11 protein-coding genes, 1 tRNA gene and 1 other RNA gene are annotated in these 16,407 nt (G+C 67.6%); 12 read left to right on the top strand and 1 reads right to left on the bottom strand.

From position 1 onward, the window contains the following. The first annotated feature begins 89 nt into the window (after nt 1-89). The 5 genes from rnr (at nt 90) to ssrA (ending at nt 6,668) form a co-directional block, all read left to right on the top strand. The gene (gene rnr, locus SA87_RS10505) at nt 90-2,420 is read left to right on the top strand and encodes a ribonuclease R (RefSeq protein ID WP_082910540.1); all 2,331 of its coding nucleotides are present in this window, start codon (nt 90-92) and stop codon (nt 2,418-2,420) included. An 18-nt stretch (nt 2,421-2,438) separates the two neighbouring features. Beyond that, nucleotides 2,439-2,909 carry an SsrA-binding protein SmpB gene (gene smpB, locus SA87_RS10500; RefSeq protein WP_066202792.1) on the top strand — a complete coding sequence of 157 codons (471 nt, stop codon included), beginning with the start codon at nt 2,439-2,441 and terminating at the stop codon, nt 2,907-2,909. An 87-nt stretch (nt 2,910-2,996) separates the two neighbouring features. Continuing rightward, on the top strand, nt 2,997-4,637 hold the full coding sequence (gene rlmD, locus SA87_RS10495) for a 23S rRNA (uracil(1939)-C(5))-methyltransferase RlmD (protein ID WP_082910539.1): 1,641 nt from the start codon (nt 2,997-2,999) through the stop codon (nt 4,635-4,637). 133 nt (nt 4,638-4,770) lie between these two features. After that, on the top strand, nt 4,771-6,078 hold the full coding sequence (locus SA87_RS10490) for a DNA recombination protein RmuC (protein WP_066202995.1): 1,308 nt from the start codon (nt 4,771-4,773) through the stop codon (nt 6,076-6,078). A gap of 237 nt (nt 6,079-6,315) precedes the next feature. Continuing rightward, nucleotides 6,316-6,668, top strand: a transfer-messenger RNA (tmRNA) gene (gene ssrA / locus SA87_RS10485). Nucleotides 6,669-6,766: 98 nt separating this feature from the next. Here ssrA and hemQ read toward each other — a convergent pair. Further along, the gene (gene hemQ, locus SA87_RS10480; protein WP_066202993.1) at nt 6,767-7,501 is read right to left on the bottom strand and encodes a hydrogen peroxide-dependent heme synthase; all 735 of its coding nucleotides are present in this window, start codon (nt 7,499-7,501) and stop codon (nt 6,767-6,769) included. A 102-nt stretch (nt 7,502-7,603) separates the two neighbouring features. Between hemQ and SA87_RS10475 the strand changes: the two genes are divergently transcribed. The 7 genes from SA87_RS10475 to SA87_RS10445 all read left to right on the top strand — a co-directional run bounded on the left by SA87_RS10475 (nt 7,604) and on the right by SA87_RS10445 (nt 16,403). Next, nucleotides 7,604-8,254 (top strand): NUDIX hydrolase, encoded by a 651-nt coding sequence (locus SA87_RS10475; RefSeq protein ID WP_066441855.1) that lies wholly within the window; start codon nt 7,604-7,606, stop codon nt 8,252-8,254. A 185-nt stretch (nt 8,255-8,439) separates the two neighbouring features. Next, a tRNA-Thr gene (locus SA87_RS10470) sits at nt 8,440-8,513 on the top strand. Nucleotides 8,514-8,722: 209 nt separating this feature from the next. Next, nucleotides 8,723-9,373: a YigZ family protein gene (locus tag SA87_RS10465; RefSeq protein WP_066202787.1), complete on the top strand. Its 651-nt coding sequence runs from the start codon at nt 8,723-8,725 to the stop codon at nt 9,371-9,373. 66 nt (nt 9,374-9,439) lie between these two features. Further along, nucleotides 9,440-10,786 carry an MFS transporter gene (locus tag SA87_RS10460; protein WP_066202784.1) on the top strand — a complete coding sequence of 449 codons (1,347 nt, stop codon included), beginning with the start codon at nt 9,440-9,442 and terminating at the stop codon, nt 10,784-10,786. A 162-nt stretch (nt 10,787-10,948) separates the two neighbouring features. Then, nucleotides 10,949-13,342: a 3-hydroxyacyl-CoA dehydrogenase/enoyl-CoA hydratase family protein gene (locus tag SA87_RS10455; RefSeq protein ID WP_281180936.1), complete on the top strand. Its 2,394-nt coding sequence runs from the start codon at nt 10,949-10,951 to the stop codon at nt 13,340-13,342. A gap of 22 nt (nt 13,343-13,364) precedes the next feature. Beyond that, the gene (locus SA87_RS10450; protein WP_066202781.1) at nt 13,365-14,549 is read left to right on the top strand and encodes an acetyl-CoA C-acyltransferase; all 1,185 of its coding nucleotides are present in this window, start codon (nt 13,365-13,367) and stop codon (nt 14,547-14,549) included. A 78-nt stretch (nt 14,550-14,627) separates the two neighbouring features. Then, complete coding sequence (locus tag SA87_RS10445; protein WP_066202778.1) at nt 14,628-16,403, top strand: acyl-CoA dehydrogenase family protein; 1,776 nt, start codon at nt 14,628-14,630, stop codon at nt 16,401-16,403. The last annotated feature ends 4 nt before the right edge of the window (nt 16,404-16,407 follow it).

The following is a 16,407-nucleotide window of genomic DNA, read 5'->3' as shown; positions in this document are numbered from 1 at the left end:
GGAAGCGGCGCGGCGTCCGGAGAAAGGGCGGCCCGCGGGGAAGCGAAGGGCGGACGAGGTGTCCGGCTCTTCTCAAAGGAGGACAGACGGTGGAGTCCGAGCTGATCGCCCTGCTCAAATCGACCATTCGCGGCCGGCCGATGCGGCGGGCCGAGATCGAAGCGGCCCTCGGCATCCAGACGCCGGAGGCGGCGGAACGCCTGAGCGACCTTCTTCGTCGCCTCGAAGCGGAGGGGAAGATCGTCCGCACCCGGGCCGGCCGCTACGGCCTGCCGGAGATGATGAACCTCGTCCGGGGGACGATCGAAGGACACCGCAAGGGGTTTGCCTTCCTCATCCCCGACACCCCGGGGGAGCCGGACGTCTACATCCATCCCGGCGACTTAAACGGCGCCTGGCACGGCGACCGGGTCCTCGTCCGGATCAACCGCCCCGCCGAAGAAGGCCGGCGGATGGAAGGGGAGGTCGTCCGCATCCTCGCCCGGGCGAAGAAGGAGATCGTCGGGACGTTTCACAAGACGCCCGGCGGCGGTGCCGTCGTCCCGGACGACCGGCGGATCGGCGACGTGATCTTCGTCCTGCCGGACGGGACGCTGAGCGCCCGGCAAGGGGATAAGGTCGTCGTTCGGATCGAACGCTACCCGACGGAGGATGTCACCGCCCTCGGCCGCGTCGTCGAAATCCTCGGCGCCGAAGGGGAGCCCGGCGTCGACATTCGTTCCATCATCCGGAAGTACGAGTTGCCGGAGGCGTTTCCCGACGATGTCCTGGCGGAGGCCCGGGCGCTGCCGCAGGCGGTGCTCCCGGAAGAGCGGATCGGGCGGCGGGATCTGACCGCGCTCATGACGGTGACGATCGACGGTGAGGAGGCGAAGGACTTCGACGACGCCGTCTCCCTCGAAGTGTTCGGCGACCGGCTGCGGCTTTACGTCCACATCGCCGACGTCGCTCACTACGTCCGGGAAGGGACGGCCCTCGACCGGGAGGCGTACCGGCGCGGGACGAGCATCTACCTCGTCGACCGGGTGATCCCGATGCTTCCGCCGGAGCTTTCCAACGGCATCGCGAGCCTGAACCCCGGCGTCGATCGGCTGGCGATCACCTGCGAGATGACGTTCGACCGGACCGGCCGGCGCCTCGATTACGTCTTCTACCCGAGCGTCATCCGCTCCGACGCGCGCCTCACCTATACCGACGTCAACCGCCTGCTTCGGGAAGGCGCCGTCCCGCCTGACGACCCGCTCCATCCGTTTGCGCCGATGCTCCTCGAGATGGCGGCGCTGTCCGAGCGGCTTCGGGCCCGCCGCATCGAGCGGGGGGCGCTCGATTTCGACCTGGAGGAGCCCCACATCGTCCTCGACGACCGGGGGCGGCCGATCGACGTCCGGCCGCGGGAGCGGGACAAGGCGGAGATGCTCATCGAAGACTTCATGCTGGCGGCCAATGAGACGGTGGCCGAGCACATCGCCTTCCGGGATCTCCCCTTCCTCTACCGCATCCACGAGCCGCCGGACCCGGAGAAAATCCAGGCCTTTCTTGCGTTCATCAGCGCCTTCGGCTACATCGTCCGGGGCGCCCCGGGCCGCGTCCAGCCCCGGGCGCTGCAGGCGATTCTGAACGAATCCCGCGGCGAGCCGGAGGAGGCGATCATTGCTCAGGTGCTTCTTCGGTCGATGCAGCAGGCCCGGTATGCCGCGACGAACGAAGGGCATTTTGGCCTCGCCGCCGAATACTACACCCACTTCACCTCGCCGATTCGGCGCTATCCGGACCTCGTCGTCCACCGGCTGATCCGGCGGTACGAGTTCGACCGCGATCTCGATCCGACCGCCCTCGCCGCCATCCGGGAAGCGCTCCCGGACATCGCCGAGCAATCGTCGATTCGCGAGCGGGTGGCGATGGAGGCGGAGCGGGAGACCGACGCCCTGAAGATGGCCGAATATATGGCCGGGCGGATCGGCGACGAATTCGACGCCGTGATCAGCGGCGTGACGTCGTTCGGCCTCTTCGTCCGGCTCCCGAACACGATCGAAGGGCTCGTCCACGTCAGCACGATGGGGGACGACTACTATCACTTCCACGAACGGCAGTACGCCCTCATCGGGGAACACACCGGGAAGACGTACCGCCTCGGCGATCCGGTCCGCGTCCGCTGCGTCGGCGTGAACATCGCCGAGCGGACGGTCGATTTCGTCCTCGTCGAGGAAGGAACGGCCCCCGCGCGCCGGCGTTCGGAAGGCCGGGTCAAGGTCATCCGCGCCGCCCGCCCGGTGGGCGATCAAGCGGCCGGTTCCGCCCGGGAGAAAGGGAGCAAGAAAAAGCGGGGCCGGTCCCGGGCCAAGAAGCATCCCTCGAACCCGGACGCCGCACCGCCCGCATCGCCCGGCGGGGGGCGGCGAAAAAAGCGGTCCAAGCGCTGAACCAGGGGGGAGGCGGCGGTGGAACGCCAGGAGGAAGGGAAAAAAATCCTCGCCCAGAACCGGAAAGCCCGCCACGATTACTTTATCGAAGAGACGTTTGAGGCGGGCATCGTCCTCACCGGCACCGAAGTGAAGTCCGCCCGACAGGGGCGGATCAACCTCAAGGACAGCTACGCGTACGTCAAAAACGGGGAACTCTACGTGCTGAACATGCACATCAGCCCCTACGAGCAGGGCAACCGCTTCAACCACGACCCGCTCCGGACCCGGAAGCTGCTCCTTCACCGGCGGGAAATCGACCGGCTGATCGGCAAGACGCGGGAGGAGGGCTACACCCTCGTCCCGCTTTCCGTCTACCTCCGTCGCGGCCGGATCAAAGTCGAACTTGCCCTCGCCAAAGGGAAAAAGCTCCACGACAAACGGGAAGCGCTTCGGGAAAAGGCGGTCCGCCGGGAGGCGGAGCGGGCCTTCCGCGGCCGGCTCAAATAAGCGCCGGGCCGCCCGCTTTGCCGGCCCGCCTTCGCCCGGCGGACGATCTCCCCTGAAGAAGAAGACGAAGAAGAAAGGAGGGCCGGCATGGCCGACGAACGCCTTGTGGCCGAAGGGGCCGCCGTTCCGGGCGCCCAAAGCGGGCGGTCCGCGGACCCAGGCGGCCCGGGTCGTCCAAAGGAAGTGGCGCTCGAGCGAGCTGGCCGCGCCGCGGGGGAGGGCGAAGCGCCGCCCGCGGGAGCCGAACCCGCCGCGGGGCCGGGCGGCTCCGAGCCGGGGCGAAGCGCCGTCCGCGACGACCAGGGCGTGCGGGTGCTTCGGATCGAACGGCTGGACCGCCGGGGGTTCGGCCAGGCGGAGGTGGAACGGCAGGGGCGCCTTCGCCCCGTCGCCGTCCCCTACACCCTCCCCGGCGAGACGGTGCGGGCGGTCCTCACCGACTGGCGGTTCAAAGGCCACCGGATCGCCGCCGTTCAGACGGTCCTCGAACGACATCCGGCCCGCATCGAACCCCGCTGTCCCCACTTCGGCACGTGCGGCGGCTGCACCTGGCAGCACATCGATTACGCGGCGCAGGTCGCCTTCAAAACGGAACGGGTTCGCGATCTCCTCGAAGCCCACGGCCTTCCGGCCGACGTCGTTCGTCCGGCGGTCGGCATGGACGAGCCGTGGCATTACCGGAACAAGATGGAATTCACCTTTGCCCCGGACGGCGCGCCGGGCTTAAACCGCCTGGGCCATTACGATCGGCCGGTGCCCCTCGACGTCTGCTATATCGCCCACCCGCACATGTTCCGGATGGCGGCCGAGACGGCCGCTTGGGCCCGGGCGCACGGCCTTCCGGGATACGACAAACGGCGCCACGAGGGGCTTTTGCGCTACCTCATGGTCCGGCGCGCCCGATCGGACGGCGCCGTCCTCGTCGCCCTCTTTGCCGCCCGGCCGCCGGACGATCCGGCGCTTCAGGCCGCCGCCCGCGACTGGGTGGCGCGGCTTCAGGCGGCGGCGGATGAGGCGGGCTTTCGCCTGGCCGGCCTCTACTGGGTCGCCTACGGAGGGCTTTCCGACGCCGTCGGCTATGATGACGTTCGCCTCCTGGCCGGCGAGGGGTTCCTCGTCGATACGCTGGGCGGGATGCGCTACCGCCTCCTGCCGCAGACGTTTTTTCAAACGAACCCCGTGCAGGCGGAAGCGCTCCTAGAGGCGGCCCTCGCCCTCGCCGAACCGGAGCCGGACATGCGGGCGATCGACCTCTTTTCCGGCGTCGGGACGTTCACCCTCCCCCTCGCCCGAAAGGTGTCCGCGGCCGTCGGGGTCGAACTCGTCCCGGAATCGGTCGAGGCGGCATGGGAGAACGCCCGGGAAAACGCCGTGCCGAACGTCACCTTCCTCGCCGACGACGTCCGGCGGGGGCTCGATCGGGCGGTGGAGCACCTGGGCGGCCGGGTCGACCTCCTGTTTCTCGACCCGCCCCGCTCCGGTGCCGGCGGCAAGGTGATGCGAAAGATCGGCCGCCTGGGGCCGCCGGTGGTCATCTACGTTTCGTGCAACCCGGAGACGTTTGCGCCGGACGTCCGGGAGCTTTCGGCCTTCGGTTACCGGCTCGTCGCCGTTCAGCCGGTGGACATGTTTCCGCAGACGGCCCACGTCGAGCTCGTCGCCCGACTGGAACGCGCGGGCCGGAGCTCGGAGCAAACGCCGCGGAACCAGGCCCCGGACCGAAGCTAGGACCAACCCGAAGGACAAGGAAAAAGGCGGGAAGACCCGCCGGTGGCTTGGGAGAAGACGAAAGCGGGGGAAGCCGTCCTTGTCGTCCAGCGAAGCCTTCACCCCGGCGGCCTCGTCGTCCTTTATCGGTCCGATGCTTCTCGGCGTCGCCGGCGGGATCGTTGTTGGTTTTCTCGTTTTCTTCCTCGTCCGCCGCTTCGGCGGTCGCGGGCAAGGGGACGCGGCCGACGTTCGGGAGCGGCTCGGTCGGCTCGAGAAGGCCGTCGACGACCTCCGGACGCTCCTTCGGGACGAGGCGGTCCGCGACCGGTTGCAGGCCGAAGAAGCCGCCCGGGCCGGACGGGAAGAGCTGGCCGCCTCGATCCGGAGCCTCGGCGCGATGCTTGCCGAGCGCCTCGACGGCGATCTTCGCAAGCAGCACGCCACCCTCGGTGAGATGACGGAGCGGCTGACGGCGCTCCTTTCGTTAAACGAAACGAAGCTCGAACGTCTGCGGGAAGCCGTCGAGGCGAAGCTCGAGCGGCTCCGGCAGGACAACGAACAAAAGCTCGAGGCGATGCGCCGGACGGTCGACGAAAAGCTCCACGAAACCCTCGAACGGCGCCTCGGCGAATCGTTCCGTCAGGTGAGCGAACGGCTCGAGCGGGTGCATCAGGGGCTCGGCGAGATGCAGGCCCTCGCCGCCGGCGTCGGCGACCTCAAACGGGTGCTCACGAACGTGAAGGCCCGGGGTTTTCTCGGCGAAATCCGGCTCGAGGGGCTCCTTTCGGAGATCCTCACCGCCGATCAGTTTGAACAGCAAGTGCCGCTCGGCCCCCGCGGCGAGCGGGTCGACTTCGCCATCCGGCTGCCGGGGAAGGGCGAAGGGCCGGTGTGGCTTCCGATCGACAGCAAATTCCCGCTGGAAGACTACCAGCGCCTCCTCGAGGCGGAAGAGGCCGGCGACCGCCAGGCCGTCGACGAGGCCCGGCAGAAGCTCGAGGCGCGCCTTCGGGCCGAAGCCCGGTCGATTCAGGCGAAATACGTCCATCCGCCTCAGACGACCGAATTCGCCCTCCTCTTTGTGCCGCTCGAGGGGCTGTACGCGGAAATCCTCCGCCGGCCCGGCCTGTTCGAAGCGCTCCAGCGGGAGTTTCGCGTCGTCGTCGTCGGACCGACGACGGCTGCGGCCCTCCTCCACAGCCTGCAGATGGGCTTCCGCACGCTGGCCATCGAGCGGCGTTCCGGCGAGGTGTGGCGGCTTCTCGGCGCGGTGAAAAACGATTTTGCCCGCTTTGCCGAGCTCCTGGACAAAACGCAAAAAAAGCTGCAGGAAGCGAGCCACTCCCTCGACGACGCGACGAAAAAAACCCGGACGATCGTCCGGCGCTTAAAAGACGTCGAGGTCCTCCCCGAGGCGGAGGCCGGCCGCCTGCTTGGGGCGGGGGAAGAAGACGGGTGAGGCAAAGGAGCGCTCGATCGGCGTCGCGGTGTTCCGGCGGCGTTCCGGCGGCAACGCCGGTGGTCTTGGCCGGCGCATCGGCCCGTCGCGGTTTCGGGACGTCCCGACGGCGGATGGACGCCCCCCTCCGTCGCCGCCCCCAGTCCCAGAAAACCTGCAGAAAGGAAACGAGTGGAGGCCCTTGCTTTTTCTTGAGGAAATGTGCTATGATCAAGTTTGCCCCTAGGGGGCTTAGATGGGGGCGTTCTGGGTTCGACGGGGGTCGATCGTGCAACCGTAGCGAGCCGGGGGGCCGCGTCCCCGCAACAACGCGGACGGCCAATAAGTGCCAACAAGAACGAACTCGCTTTAGCCGCTTAATCCGGCTAACCTCGCCCGTCGGATCGCCCGCGTCTGACGGAGCGGGGCCAGCTTAGCGGGCTACGCGGCCGGCCTTTCGCCCGGAGGCCGCCGAAGAGACCGAATCGGGCAGGCCTCAGGACGATCCGGCTCAGGGGAGCGCCTGCGGCGTCACAAAACCTGAGCTGCGCTCGGAGAAGCGGTTGCGGCGAGGCCTTCGGACGGGGGTTCGATTCCCCCCGCCTCCACCATACATACCCGGCGCTCCGGAGGCCGGCCGAAAGAAAAACCGAAGCGCGGGGCATCGCCCCGCGCTTTGTGCGTGTCTTTTCCCTTCAAGCGCTTCCCGTCAGAAGGAGAAAAGCGCCTTCAGCCCGCCCAGGTCGAGGCCCTTGCCGACGTAGAAGGGGCCGAACTCGCCGAAGCGGGCGCTCACCTCGTCGAAGCGCATTTCGTAAATGATCTTTTTGAAATGGATCGGATCCGGCGCGTACAGCGTCACGCCCCACTCCCAGTCGTCGAGCCCCTGAGAGCCGCTGATCACCTGGGTGACCCGGCCACGGTACTTTTTGCCGATGTCGCCGTGGGAGTGCATCATCCGCGCCCGCTCTTCCTGAGGCAGCATGTACCAGTTGTCGGCGCCGGCGCGTTTTTTGTTCATCGGATAGAAGCAGACGTAACCGTCCCGGTGCACTTTCGGATAGAGGCGGGCCTTCGCCCACGGGTCTTCCTCCGGATTGCCGGTGTATCCGCCGAGCTCGACGATCGAGTAATAGCCGTACGCCGGTCGGAGAAAATCGGCGAGCGTCGTCTGGTTGAAGGCCGTCTTGACGGCGAGCAGCTCATCCAGCGTCGGACGGAAATGGAGAAAAAGGAGGTCCGCCTTCTGCCCGACGATCTGAAAGACGCCGTACGACCCCCGGCCTTCGTCTTCGGCCTTCTGCCAGTCGGTCAGGAGCGCCTCCAGCGCCTCTAGGGCTCGGGTGCGATCGGCGGCCGGCGCGGTCTTCCACGCCCTCCAGTCGATCGATCGAAAATCATGCACGACGTGCCAACCTTCGACGGTGTGGGCCGGTTCGGGCATCGTCATCCCTCCGGTTCGGTCGTGGGTCCGGGCAGGCTTGCCCCGCTCTCAGGATGTATTGTACCATAAGGGCATCGAAAATAGCGGCAGGCGGTGGGTGGGGTGGACGGGATCGACGTTTCGAGCCTGCGGCGGCGGTTTTCCGGCCGAAGGGAGGAGGGCGGGGAACGGCTGTACGGCTTTGCCGAGCTGGAGCCCTATGCGGTCTTCTTGCCGGTGGTCGAACGGGACGGAGAGGCGCACCTTCTCTTCGAAGTGCGGGCCCGGACGCTCCGGCGGCAGCCCGGCGAGGTGAGCTTCCCCGGCGGGCGGGTGGAGCCCGACGACGAATCGCCGGCGGAGACGGCGCTTCGGGAGGCGGCGGAGGAGCTCGGCCTTTCGCGGGAGCGGCTGTCGCTCTGGTCGAAGCTCGGGATTCTTCTTCCGCCCTATCAGGCGGCCGTTCACGCCTACGTCGGCGAGATCCCGGCGTCGGAGGCGATCCGGCCGAACCCGGCGGAGGTCGATCACGTCTTCACCGTTCCGGTCGGCTGGTTTTTGGTCCATCCGCCGGAAGTGTACGAGGCGACCCTCGCCTTGCTTCCCGGCGACGATTTTCCGTTCGAGCGGATCCCCGGCGGCCGCAGCTACCCCTTCCGCCGGCGGACGATCCCGGAGCTCTTTTACCTCACCGACCGCCACGTCATCTGGGGGCTCACCGCCCGTCTCGTGCATATCTTCCTGCAGCTTGTGCAAAAAATGCCAGAGCCGTAGGGTTTGACAAAACCGCGCCGCCGTGTATAATAGGGAAGCGTGACCGCCGGCGAGAACGGGCCGGCCGGCGTCGGAACGCGGGCGAAACGGCGGGAAGCCGCCGGCGTCGGAGGCGGGAAGCCGACCGGAGTCCATGACCCTGCCGATGATGAGGAAGAAAAGTCAGGCCGAGGAAAAAAGGTCGTGCCGAGTTAGTTAAACGGTATAACGGCGCACTCGTAATGCGCAGTTCGGAGTTCGACTCTCCGACTCGGCACCAGCATCGACGATGAGCAAGGGGAAGCCTTGCTTTTTATTTTTGCTTGCCGTTTGTTGGGCGTTGCCCCCCCTGCCGTTTTTCGCCGGCCTTCCCCTCGCCGGCCTTGCCCTGGGATCTCGCGGCGGTCATGCTCCCGGCGCCGGGCCTCGGCCCCCTGCTCGGGGCTTCGGCCCGGTCGGGTCTCATCGGCAAACGGAGGAGCGCGGTCCATGACGCCGTACGTCACGCTGGCGGGGCCGGGGACGGCCGAGTGGACGGTCGAGCGGTCGCGCTTTATCGCTTACGCCCGCCCGGCGGAAAGCGAAGCGGAAGCGCGGGAATTTATTCAATCGATGCAAAAAAAACACTGGGACGCGACCCACAACGTGAGCGCTTACGTCGTCGGCGTCGACCACCGGATCCAGCACGCCGACGACGACGGGGAACCGGCCGGCACCGCCGGCCGGCCGGTGCTCGAGGCGCTCCTGGCCCGCGAAGTGACCAATGCCGTCGTCGTCGTCACCCGTTACTTCGGCGGCATCAAGCTCGGCGCCGGCGGGCTCATCCGGGCCTATCGCAAATCGGCTCATCTCGGCCTTCGGGCCGCCGGCCTCATCCGCCGGCGACCGGCGGTGCGGTACCGCCTGACGCTGTCGTACGCCGACGTCGAAGCGGTCCAGGCGGTCCTCGCCCGGGCGGGCTTCCGTCCGGCGGACGTCGCTTACCTCGACGTCGTGGGGCTCGTCTTTGCCGTTTTGCCGGATGAGACCGAGGCGTTTTTCTCCGCCGTCGCCGCCGCCACCCGGGGGCGGGGGCGGGCCGCCTTCGACGGCGCCACCTGGCTCGACGAGCCGATCGTCCCGGCGGACGACGAGGGATAGGCAGGCGCCACCCCATCGGAGCGAAAAAAAGGCCGGGATCGATGCCGGAAAGGACAGGGATCGACGATGGACGGACGGCGCCGGACGGTCGGCCTTCGCCGGGCGGCGTTATTCCGGTCGAAAGCGTCCCGAAGGCCTTCGGAGCCGCCGGAGGCGTGGAGCGATGAGGCGCGCCTCGCGTACAACATGGAAAAAAGCATCCAAAACGGCATTTTCGCCGCCATCGCCGCGGGCATTTTCTCGAGCTTTCTCCCGCTGTTTGCCATCGAAGCGCTGCACGCGACGGACTATCAGGTGGCGCTTCTTTCGTCTTTGCCGCAGCTTGTGAACTTCCTCGTCCTTATTCCCGGGGCGCTCTGGCTGGCGCGGCTGAGGCGCCTCAAGCCGTTTACGGCGGCGAACCTCGGCCTCGGCAAGGTCTTCATGCTCCTCGTGGCCCTGGCGCCGGTGCAGCCGTGGCTCGACCCGGCGTGGTGGGTCGTCCTCTTCGTCGCCCTCATGAACGTCCCGACGGCATTGGGCGCCCTCGGCTGGCAGGCGTTCATCGGCGCCCTCATCCCGCCGGAGCGGCGGAATCGCTTTTTCAGCCGCCGGAACCGGGACACGACCCTCTGGACGATGCTCGTCGTCCTCGCGTCGGGCCTCATTCTGAACGCCTTTGACAAGCGATCTCCCGGCCCGTACCAGGCGTTCATCGCCCTGGCCGCTCTGTTCGGTTTTCTGGAGACGGCGGCGCTCGTTCAGCACGTCGAAACGGCGTCGCCGGAGGACGGCGTTCGGGGGATGGGGGCGTTTCGCGGGCTGCTTCGGTCGCCGGCATACGCCCGCTTTTTCGTTGCCGGCCTGTTTTTCAACTTCGCCTGGCAAATGGCGTGGCCGCTTTTTAACCTGTACAACGTCAAGGTCGTTCAGGCGACGGCCCTCTGGCTGGCGCTCTTTACCGTCGCCAACCAGCTGTCCCAGATCATCGCCTTCACCGCCTGGGGCCGCCTCGCCGAGCGGTTTGGGGGCGGCCCGATGCTCGCGGTGACGGCCGTCGGTATGGCGACGGCGCCGACGCTCACGGTGCTTTCGACCTCGCCGGTCTACCTGCTTTTTGTCAATTTTTTCACCGGGCTTTTCGTCGCCGGAACCGTGCTCCTTCTCTTCAACGAACTCCTCGCCGTCTCACCGGCGGAGAAGCGGACGGCGGCGGTGGCGCTTTTCAACGTCGGCGTCGGCGTCGTCGGCTTTCTCGCGCCGCAGGTCGGCGTCTGGCTCGCCGGCCTCATCGGCCTCCACGGGGCGATGCATCTGTCGTCGCTCCTTCGGCTGCTTGCCGCCGGCGTCTTCGCCGGGGGAGCGGCCCTGGCCGCCCGGGCGCCGGAGCCGAGGGTCGGGGCCAAACCGGCGGAAGCCGAGCGGACGGGATGAAGCCGGAGCGCCGAAGCGGCGCCGCCGGGCGGTTGCAAACTGCCCGGCGGCGCGTTATAGTAAAAAAGAATGAATGAGCATTCATTCAAGAGCGGCGCGGCCCGGGATGTGAACAGGCGGAACGTCGATGCGGTCATTCCGGGCCAACGGGGAGGGATCCGATTGCGGCGCATCACGCGGGCGGCGGTGCTCGGGGCCGGCGTCATGGGGGCGGGCATCGCGGCGCACCTGGCCAACGTCGGCCTCCGGGTGCTCCTCATGGACATGGTGCCGAAAGCGCTTACGGACGAAGAACAGGCGCAGGGGCTGACCTTCGAGGACCGGGCGGTGCGAAACCGCCTGGCGGAGGCGGGAAAGGCGCGGCTTCTTCAGGAAAGCCCGTCGCCCCTCTATACCCCTCAGGCCCTCGACTTGATCGAGACGGGCAACTTCGAAGACGACCTTCACCGCCTGAGCGAGGTCGACTGGATCATCGAGGCCATCGTCGAGGATCTCGGCGCCAAGCGGGCGCTCCTCGAGCGGGTCGAGCCATACTGGCGGGAAGGGACGGTCGTCAGCACGAACACCTCCGGCATTTCGATCGCCCGCATGGTCGAGGGCCGGAGCCCGGCCTTCCGGCGGCACTTTCTCGGCACGCACTTTTTCAACCCGCCGCGCTACCTGCCGCTGCTCGAGCTCATCCCGCATCCGGAGACGGATCCGAAGATCGTCGAAGACATGCGGCGGTTTGCCGAAGTCAAGCTCGGCAAGGGCGTCGTCGTCGCCAAGGACACGCCGAACTTCATCGCCAACCGGATCGGCACCTACGGCCTTCTGGTCACCTATCGGACGATGGAGGCGATGGGGCTTTCGGTGGAGGCGGTCGATGCCATCACCGGCGAGGCGATGGGCCGGCCGAAGTCGGCGACGTTCCGCACCCTCGACGTCGTCGGCCTCGATACGTTCCTTCACGTCGCGAACAACGTCGTGGCAAACGTCTCCGATCCGGACGAAAAGGCGGCCTTCCGGGCGCCGGACGTCTTCCGGACGATGGTCGAGCGGGGGCTCGTCGGCCAGAAGCGCGGTGCCGGCTTTTACAAGCAGGTCCGGGAAAACGGCGAAAAAAAAATCCTCGCCCTCGATCTTAAGACCCTCGAGTACCGGCCGCGGCAGGCGTTTTCCGCGCCGTCGCTCGTCGCCGGCCAGGGAAAAGATCTAAAGACGCGGCTTGAACGCCTCCTGTTCGCCGACGACGTCGCCGGCCGGTTCGCGTGGGAAGTGACGAAAAAGACGCTCCTTTACGCCGCCGCCAAGGTCGGCGAGATCGCCGACAGCCCGGCCGACATCGACCGGGCGATGAAGCTCGGCTTCGGCTGGAGCCTCGGGCCGTTTGAACTCTGGGACCTCCTCGGCGTCCGGCGGGTCGCCGAGCGGATGAAAAAGGAGGGCGAGACGCTTCCGGACTGGGTCGAGGCGCTCCTCCGGGAACCGGAACCGGCGTTTTACCGCCAGGAGGGGACCGAGGTGGTCGTCTTCGGCCGCGGCGGCTACGCGCCCATCGTCCTCCCGCCGGAGGCCCTCTCCTTAAAGCGCCTCAAGGCGGCCGGGCGGACGATCGGCGGCAACCGGAGCGCCTCCCTCGTCGACCTCGGCGACGGCGTCCTGGCCCTCGAGTTTCACAGCAAGGGGAACGCCCTCGGGACCGACATCGTCGCCGTGGCGAACGAAGCGTTCCGCCTCCTCGACGACCACTTCGACGGCCTCGTCGTCGGCAACGAAGGAAAAAACTTCAGCGCCGGCGCAAACCTCATGCTCATGCTCATGGAGGCCGAAGATGAAAACTGGGACGAGATCGACCGGCTCGTCCGGGAGTTTCAGGCCTTTACGCTTCGGATCAAGTACGCCCGCCGGCCGGTCGTCGCCGCGCCGTTCGGCATGACGCTGGGCGGCGGCTATGAGGTGGCGGCGGCGGCGGACCGGATCGTGGCGGCCGCCGAGACGTATATGGGCCTCGTCGAGACGGCCGTCGGCCTCATCCCCGCCGGCGGCGGGACGAAGGAATTCCTCCTTCGCATGGTCGAGCGGGTGCCGGAGGGGGTCAAGCTGGACCTTCAGCCGCTGGTCAACCACGCCTTCGAGACGATCGCCATGGCCAAGGTGTCGACGAGCGGCGAAGACGCCCGGCGCCTCGGCTACCTCCGACCGACCGACGCGGTCGTCCCGAACCGGGAGCACCTTCTCGCCGAGGCGAAGCGGGCGGTCCTCGAGCTCGTCCGGACGGGCTATACCCCGCCGGCGCCCCGGAAGATCCCCGTCGTCGGCGAGCCGGGCTACGCGACGATGCGCCTCGGCATCTACCAGCTGCAAAACCGTCGGGCGATCACCGACCACGACGCCGTCATCGCCGACAAGCTCGCCTTCGTCCTCGCCGGCGGGCGGGTGCCGAAGGGGACGCTCGTGGACGAGCAGTACCTCCTCGACCTCGAGCGGGAGGCCTTTTTGAGCCTGATCGGCATGCCGAAGACCCAGGCCCGCATGGCCCACATGCTGAAGACCGGAAAACCGCTCCGGAATTGATCCGGCGAGGAGGGGAAGTCGCATGCGAGACGCCGTCATCGTCGCCGGCCTTCGGACGGCTGTCGGCAAGGCGCCGCGGGGGGCGCTCCGCCATTACTCGCCGGTGAAGATGGGCGCCGAAGTCGTCAAGGCGCTCCTCGCCCGGGTGCCCCAGCTCGACCCGCGGGAGATCGACGACGTCATGGTCGGCTGTGCCTTCCCGGAAGGGGAACAAGGAATGAACCTCGGCCGCAACATCGTCCTCGCGGCGGGGCTGCCGACGAGCGTGCCGGGGATCACGATCAACCGCTACTGCAGCTCCGGGCTGCAGACGATCGCCTTTGCCGCCGAGCGGATCATGCTCGGCCAGGCGGACGTCATCCTCGCCGGCGGCGTCGAGAGCATGAGCCTCGTGCCGATGGGCGGTCACGTCGTCGCACCGGATCCGGACCTCATGACGGTGATGCCGGAGGCGTACATGGCGATGGGCCACACCGCGGAGGAAGTCGCCCGGCGCTTCGGCGTAAGCCGCGAAGACCAGGACGCCTACGCCCTGGAAAGCCATCGGCGGGCCCACGCCGCCATCGCCGACGGAAAGTTCAAAGACGAGATCGTCCCGCTCACCGTCGTCGAAAGGCGGTACGAAAACGGCCGCGTCGTGGAGACGACCCGCGTCTTCGACACCGACGAAGGCGTACGGCCGGACACGTCGCTTGAAAAGCTGGCGGCCTTAAAGCCGGCTTTTCGGGAGGGCGGCACCGTCACCGCCGGCAACAGCTCCCAGACGAGCGACGGCGCGGCGTTCGTCCTCGTCATGTCTGCCGACAAAGCCCGCGAGCTGGAGCTCACCCCCCGCCTCATTTACCGCTCCTTTGCCGTCGCCGGCGTCGATCCGGACATCATGGGCATCGGACCGGTGTTTGCCGTGCCGAAGGCCCTGAAGATCGCCGGCATCGACCTCGACGACGTCGATCTCATCGAGCTGAACGAGGCGTTTGCTTCCCAGACGCTCTACGTCATCCGGGAGCTCGGCCTCGATCGGGCGAAGACGAACGTCCTCGGCGGCGCCATCGCCCTCGGCCATCCCCTCGGGGCGACCGGCGCCAAGCTCACCGTGACGCTGATGCACGAACTGGAGCGCCGCGGCGGCCGTTACGGCGTCGTGACGATGTGCATCGGCGGCGGCATGGGCGCCGCCGGCGTCTTCGAGCGGCCGGCGAGCGCCTGAGGCCCCGGTGCGGCGGCTAAGCGACGATCACGACGCGCCGACGCCTGAGTCGACGTCGATCCGGAAGGAGGAACGCGCATGGACCTCGTCAAGGGCGGATCGTATCTCATCGCCGCCATTCCGCCGGAGCGGGTCTTTACGCCGGAAGACCTCACCGAAGACGAACGGATGATCGCCGAGACGGCCCGGCAGTTCGTCGAAAAAGACGTCCTCCCGGTGCTCGAGGAGATCGAGGAAAAGCACGCCTTCGAACATTCCGTCCGGCTGATGAAAAAAGCCGGCGAGCTCGGGCTTCTCGCCGGCGACGTGCCGGAAAAATACGGCGGCCTCGGCCTTCCGAAGACGACGACGACGCTTCTCGCGGAGACGCTGGCGCCGGCCCGCTCCTTTGCCCTGACGATCGGAGCGCACACCGGCATCGGGACGCTGCCCATCGTCTTTTTCGGCACCGAAGCTCAGAAGCAGAAATACCTCCCGGCCCTCGCCGGCGGGGAGAAGATCGCCGCCTACGCCCTCACCGAAGCGGGCTCCGGCTCGGATGCCCTCGGCGCCCGGACGAAGGCCGTCCTGAACGACGCCGGCACCCACTACATCCTGAACGGCGAGAAACAGTGGATCACCAACTCCGGCTTCGCCGACGTGTTCGTCGTCTACGCCAAAGTCGACGGCGAAAAATTCACCGCCTTCATCGTCGAACGGGACTTCCCCGGCGTCCGGACCGGCCCGGAAGAAAAGAAGATGGGCATCAAGGGCTCGTCGACCCGCACCCTCATCCTCGAAGACGTGCCGGTGCCGGTGGACAACGTCCTCGGCGAAGTCGGCCGCGGCCACGTCGTCGCCTTCAACATCCTGAACATCGGCCGTTTCAAGCTCGCCGCCGGCGCCGTCGGCGCCGCCAAACGGGTGATCGAGCTTTCCGCCCGCTACGCCAAAGAGCGGAAACAGTTCGGCCGGCCGATCGCCGACTTCGCCCTCATCCAGGCGAAGCTCGGCGAGATGGCGATCCGCACTTACGCCGCCGAGAGCCTCCTCTACCGGACCGCCGGCTACTTCGACGAGATGCTCCGGGCGCTCGGCGACAGGGGGGACGACGGCCGGGAAGTCGCCCGGGGGATCGCCGAGTACGCCATCGAAAGCTCGGTGAACAAGGTCTACGCCACCGAAGCCCTCGACTACGTCGTCGACGAAGGCGTCCAGATCCACGGCGGCTACGGCTACATGGCCGAATACGAGGTCGAAAAGGCGTACCGGGACAGCCGCATCAACCGCATCTTTGAAGGGACGAACGAGATCAACCGCCTCCTCATCCCCGACATGCTCCTCAAAAAGGCGAGGCGGGGCGAGCTCGACCTCCTCGGCGCCGCCCGGCGGCTCGAAGACGAGCTTCTAGCCGTCGGCGCCGCCGACATCCCGGAAGGCCCCCTCGGCGAGGCCCGGGCGCTTCTCGAGCAAGGAAAGAAGATCTTTCTCTTCGTCGCCGGCACGGCGGTCCAGAAGTACGGCCAGGCCCTCGAGGCGGAGCAGGAGCTTCTCGCCGCGGCGGCGGATCTGGCCATCGACCTCTTCGCCCTCGAATCGAGCCTTCTCCGGGCGGAGAAAGCCCTCGCCCGAAGCGGCGAGGCGGAGGCCCGCGGGCACATCGACCTCGCCCGGGCGGTTGCCCACACCCACTTCGACCGGATCGAACGGGTCGCCCGGGAAGCCCTCGCGGCGATGGAGGAAGGCGATCTCCTCCGAACGCAGCTGTCGGTCCTCCGGAAGCTCACCCGCCGGACGCCGGCGAACCTCGTCGCCCTCCGGCGGACGATCGCCCGGCGGGTGCTCGCCGCCGATGGCTACACCGTCCGGGCCTGAACCG

The sequence above is a fragment of the Hydrogenibacillus schlegelii genome (assembly GCF_001653195.1).
In the GTDB taxonomy this organism is placed as follows: domain Bacteria; phylum Bacillota; class Bacilli; order Thermicanales; family DSM-22653; genus Hydrogenibacillus; species Hydrogenibacillus schlegelii.
Note: the sequence above shows the minus strand (reverse complement) of the source record. Positions and strands in the feature narration are given on the sequence as shown.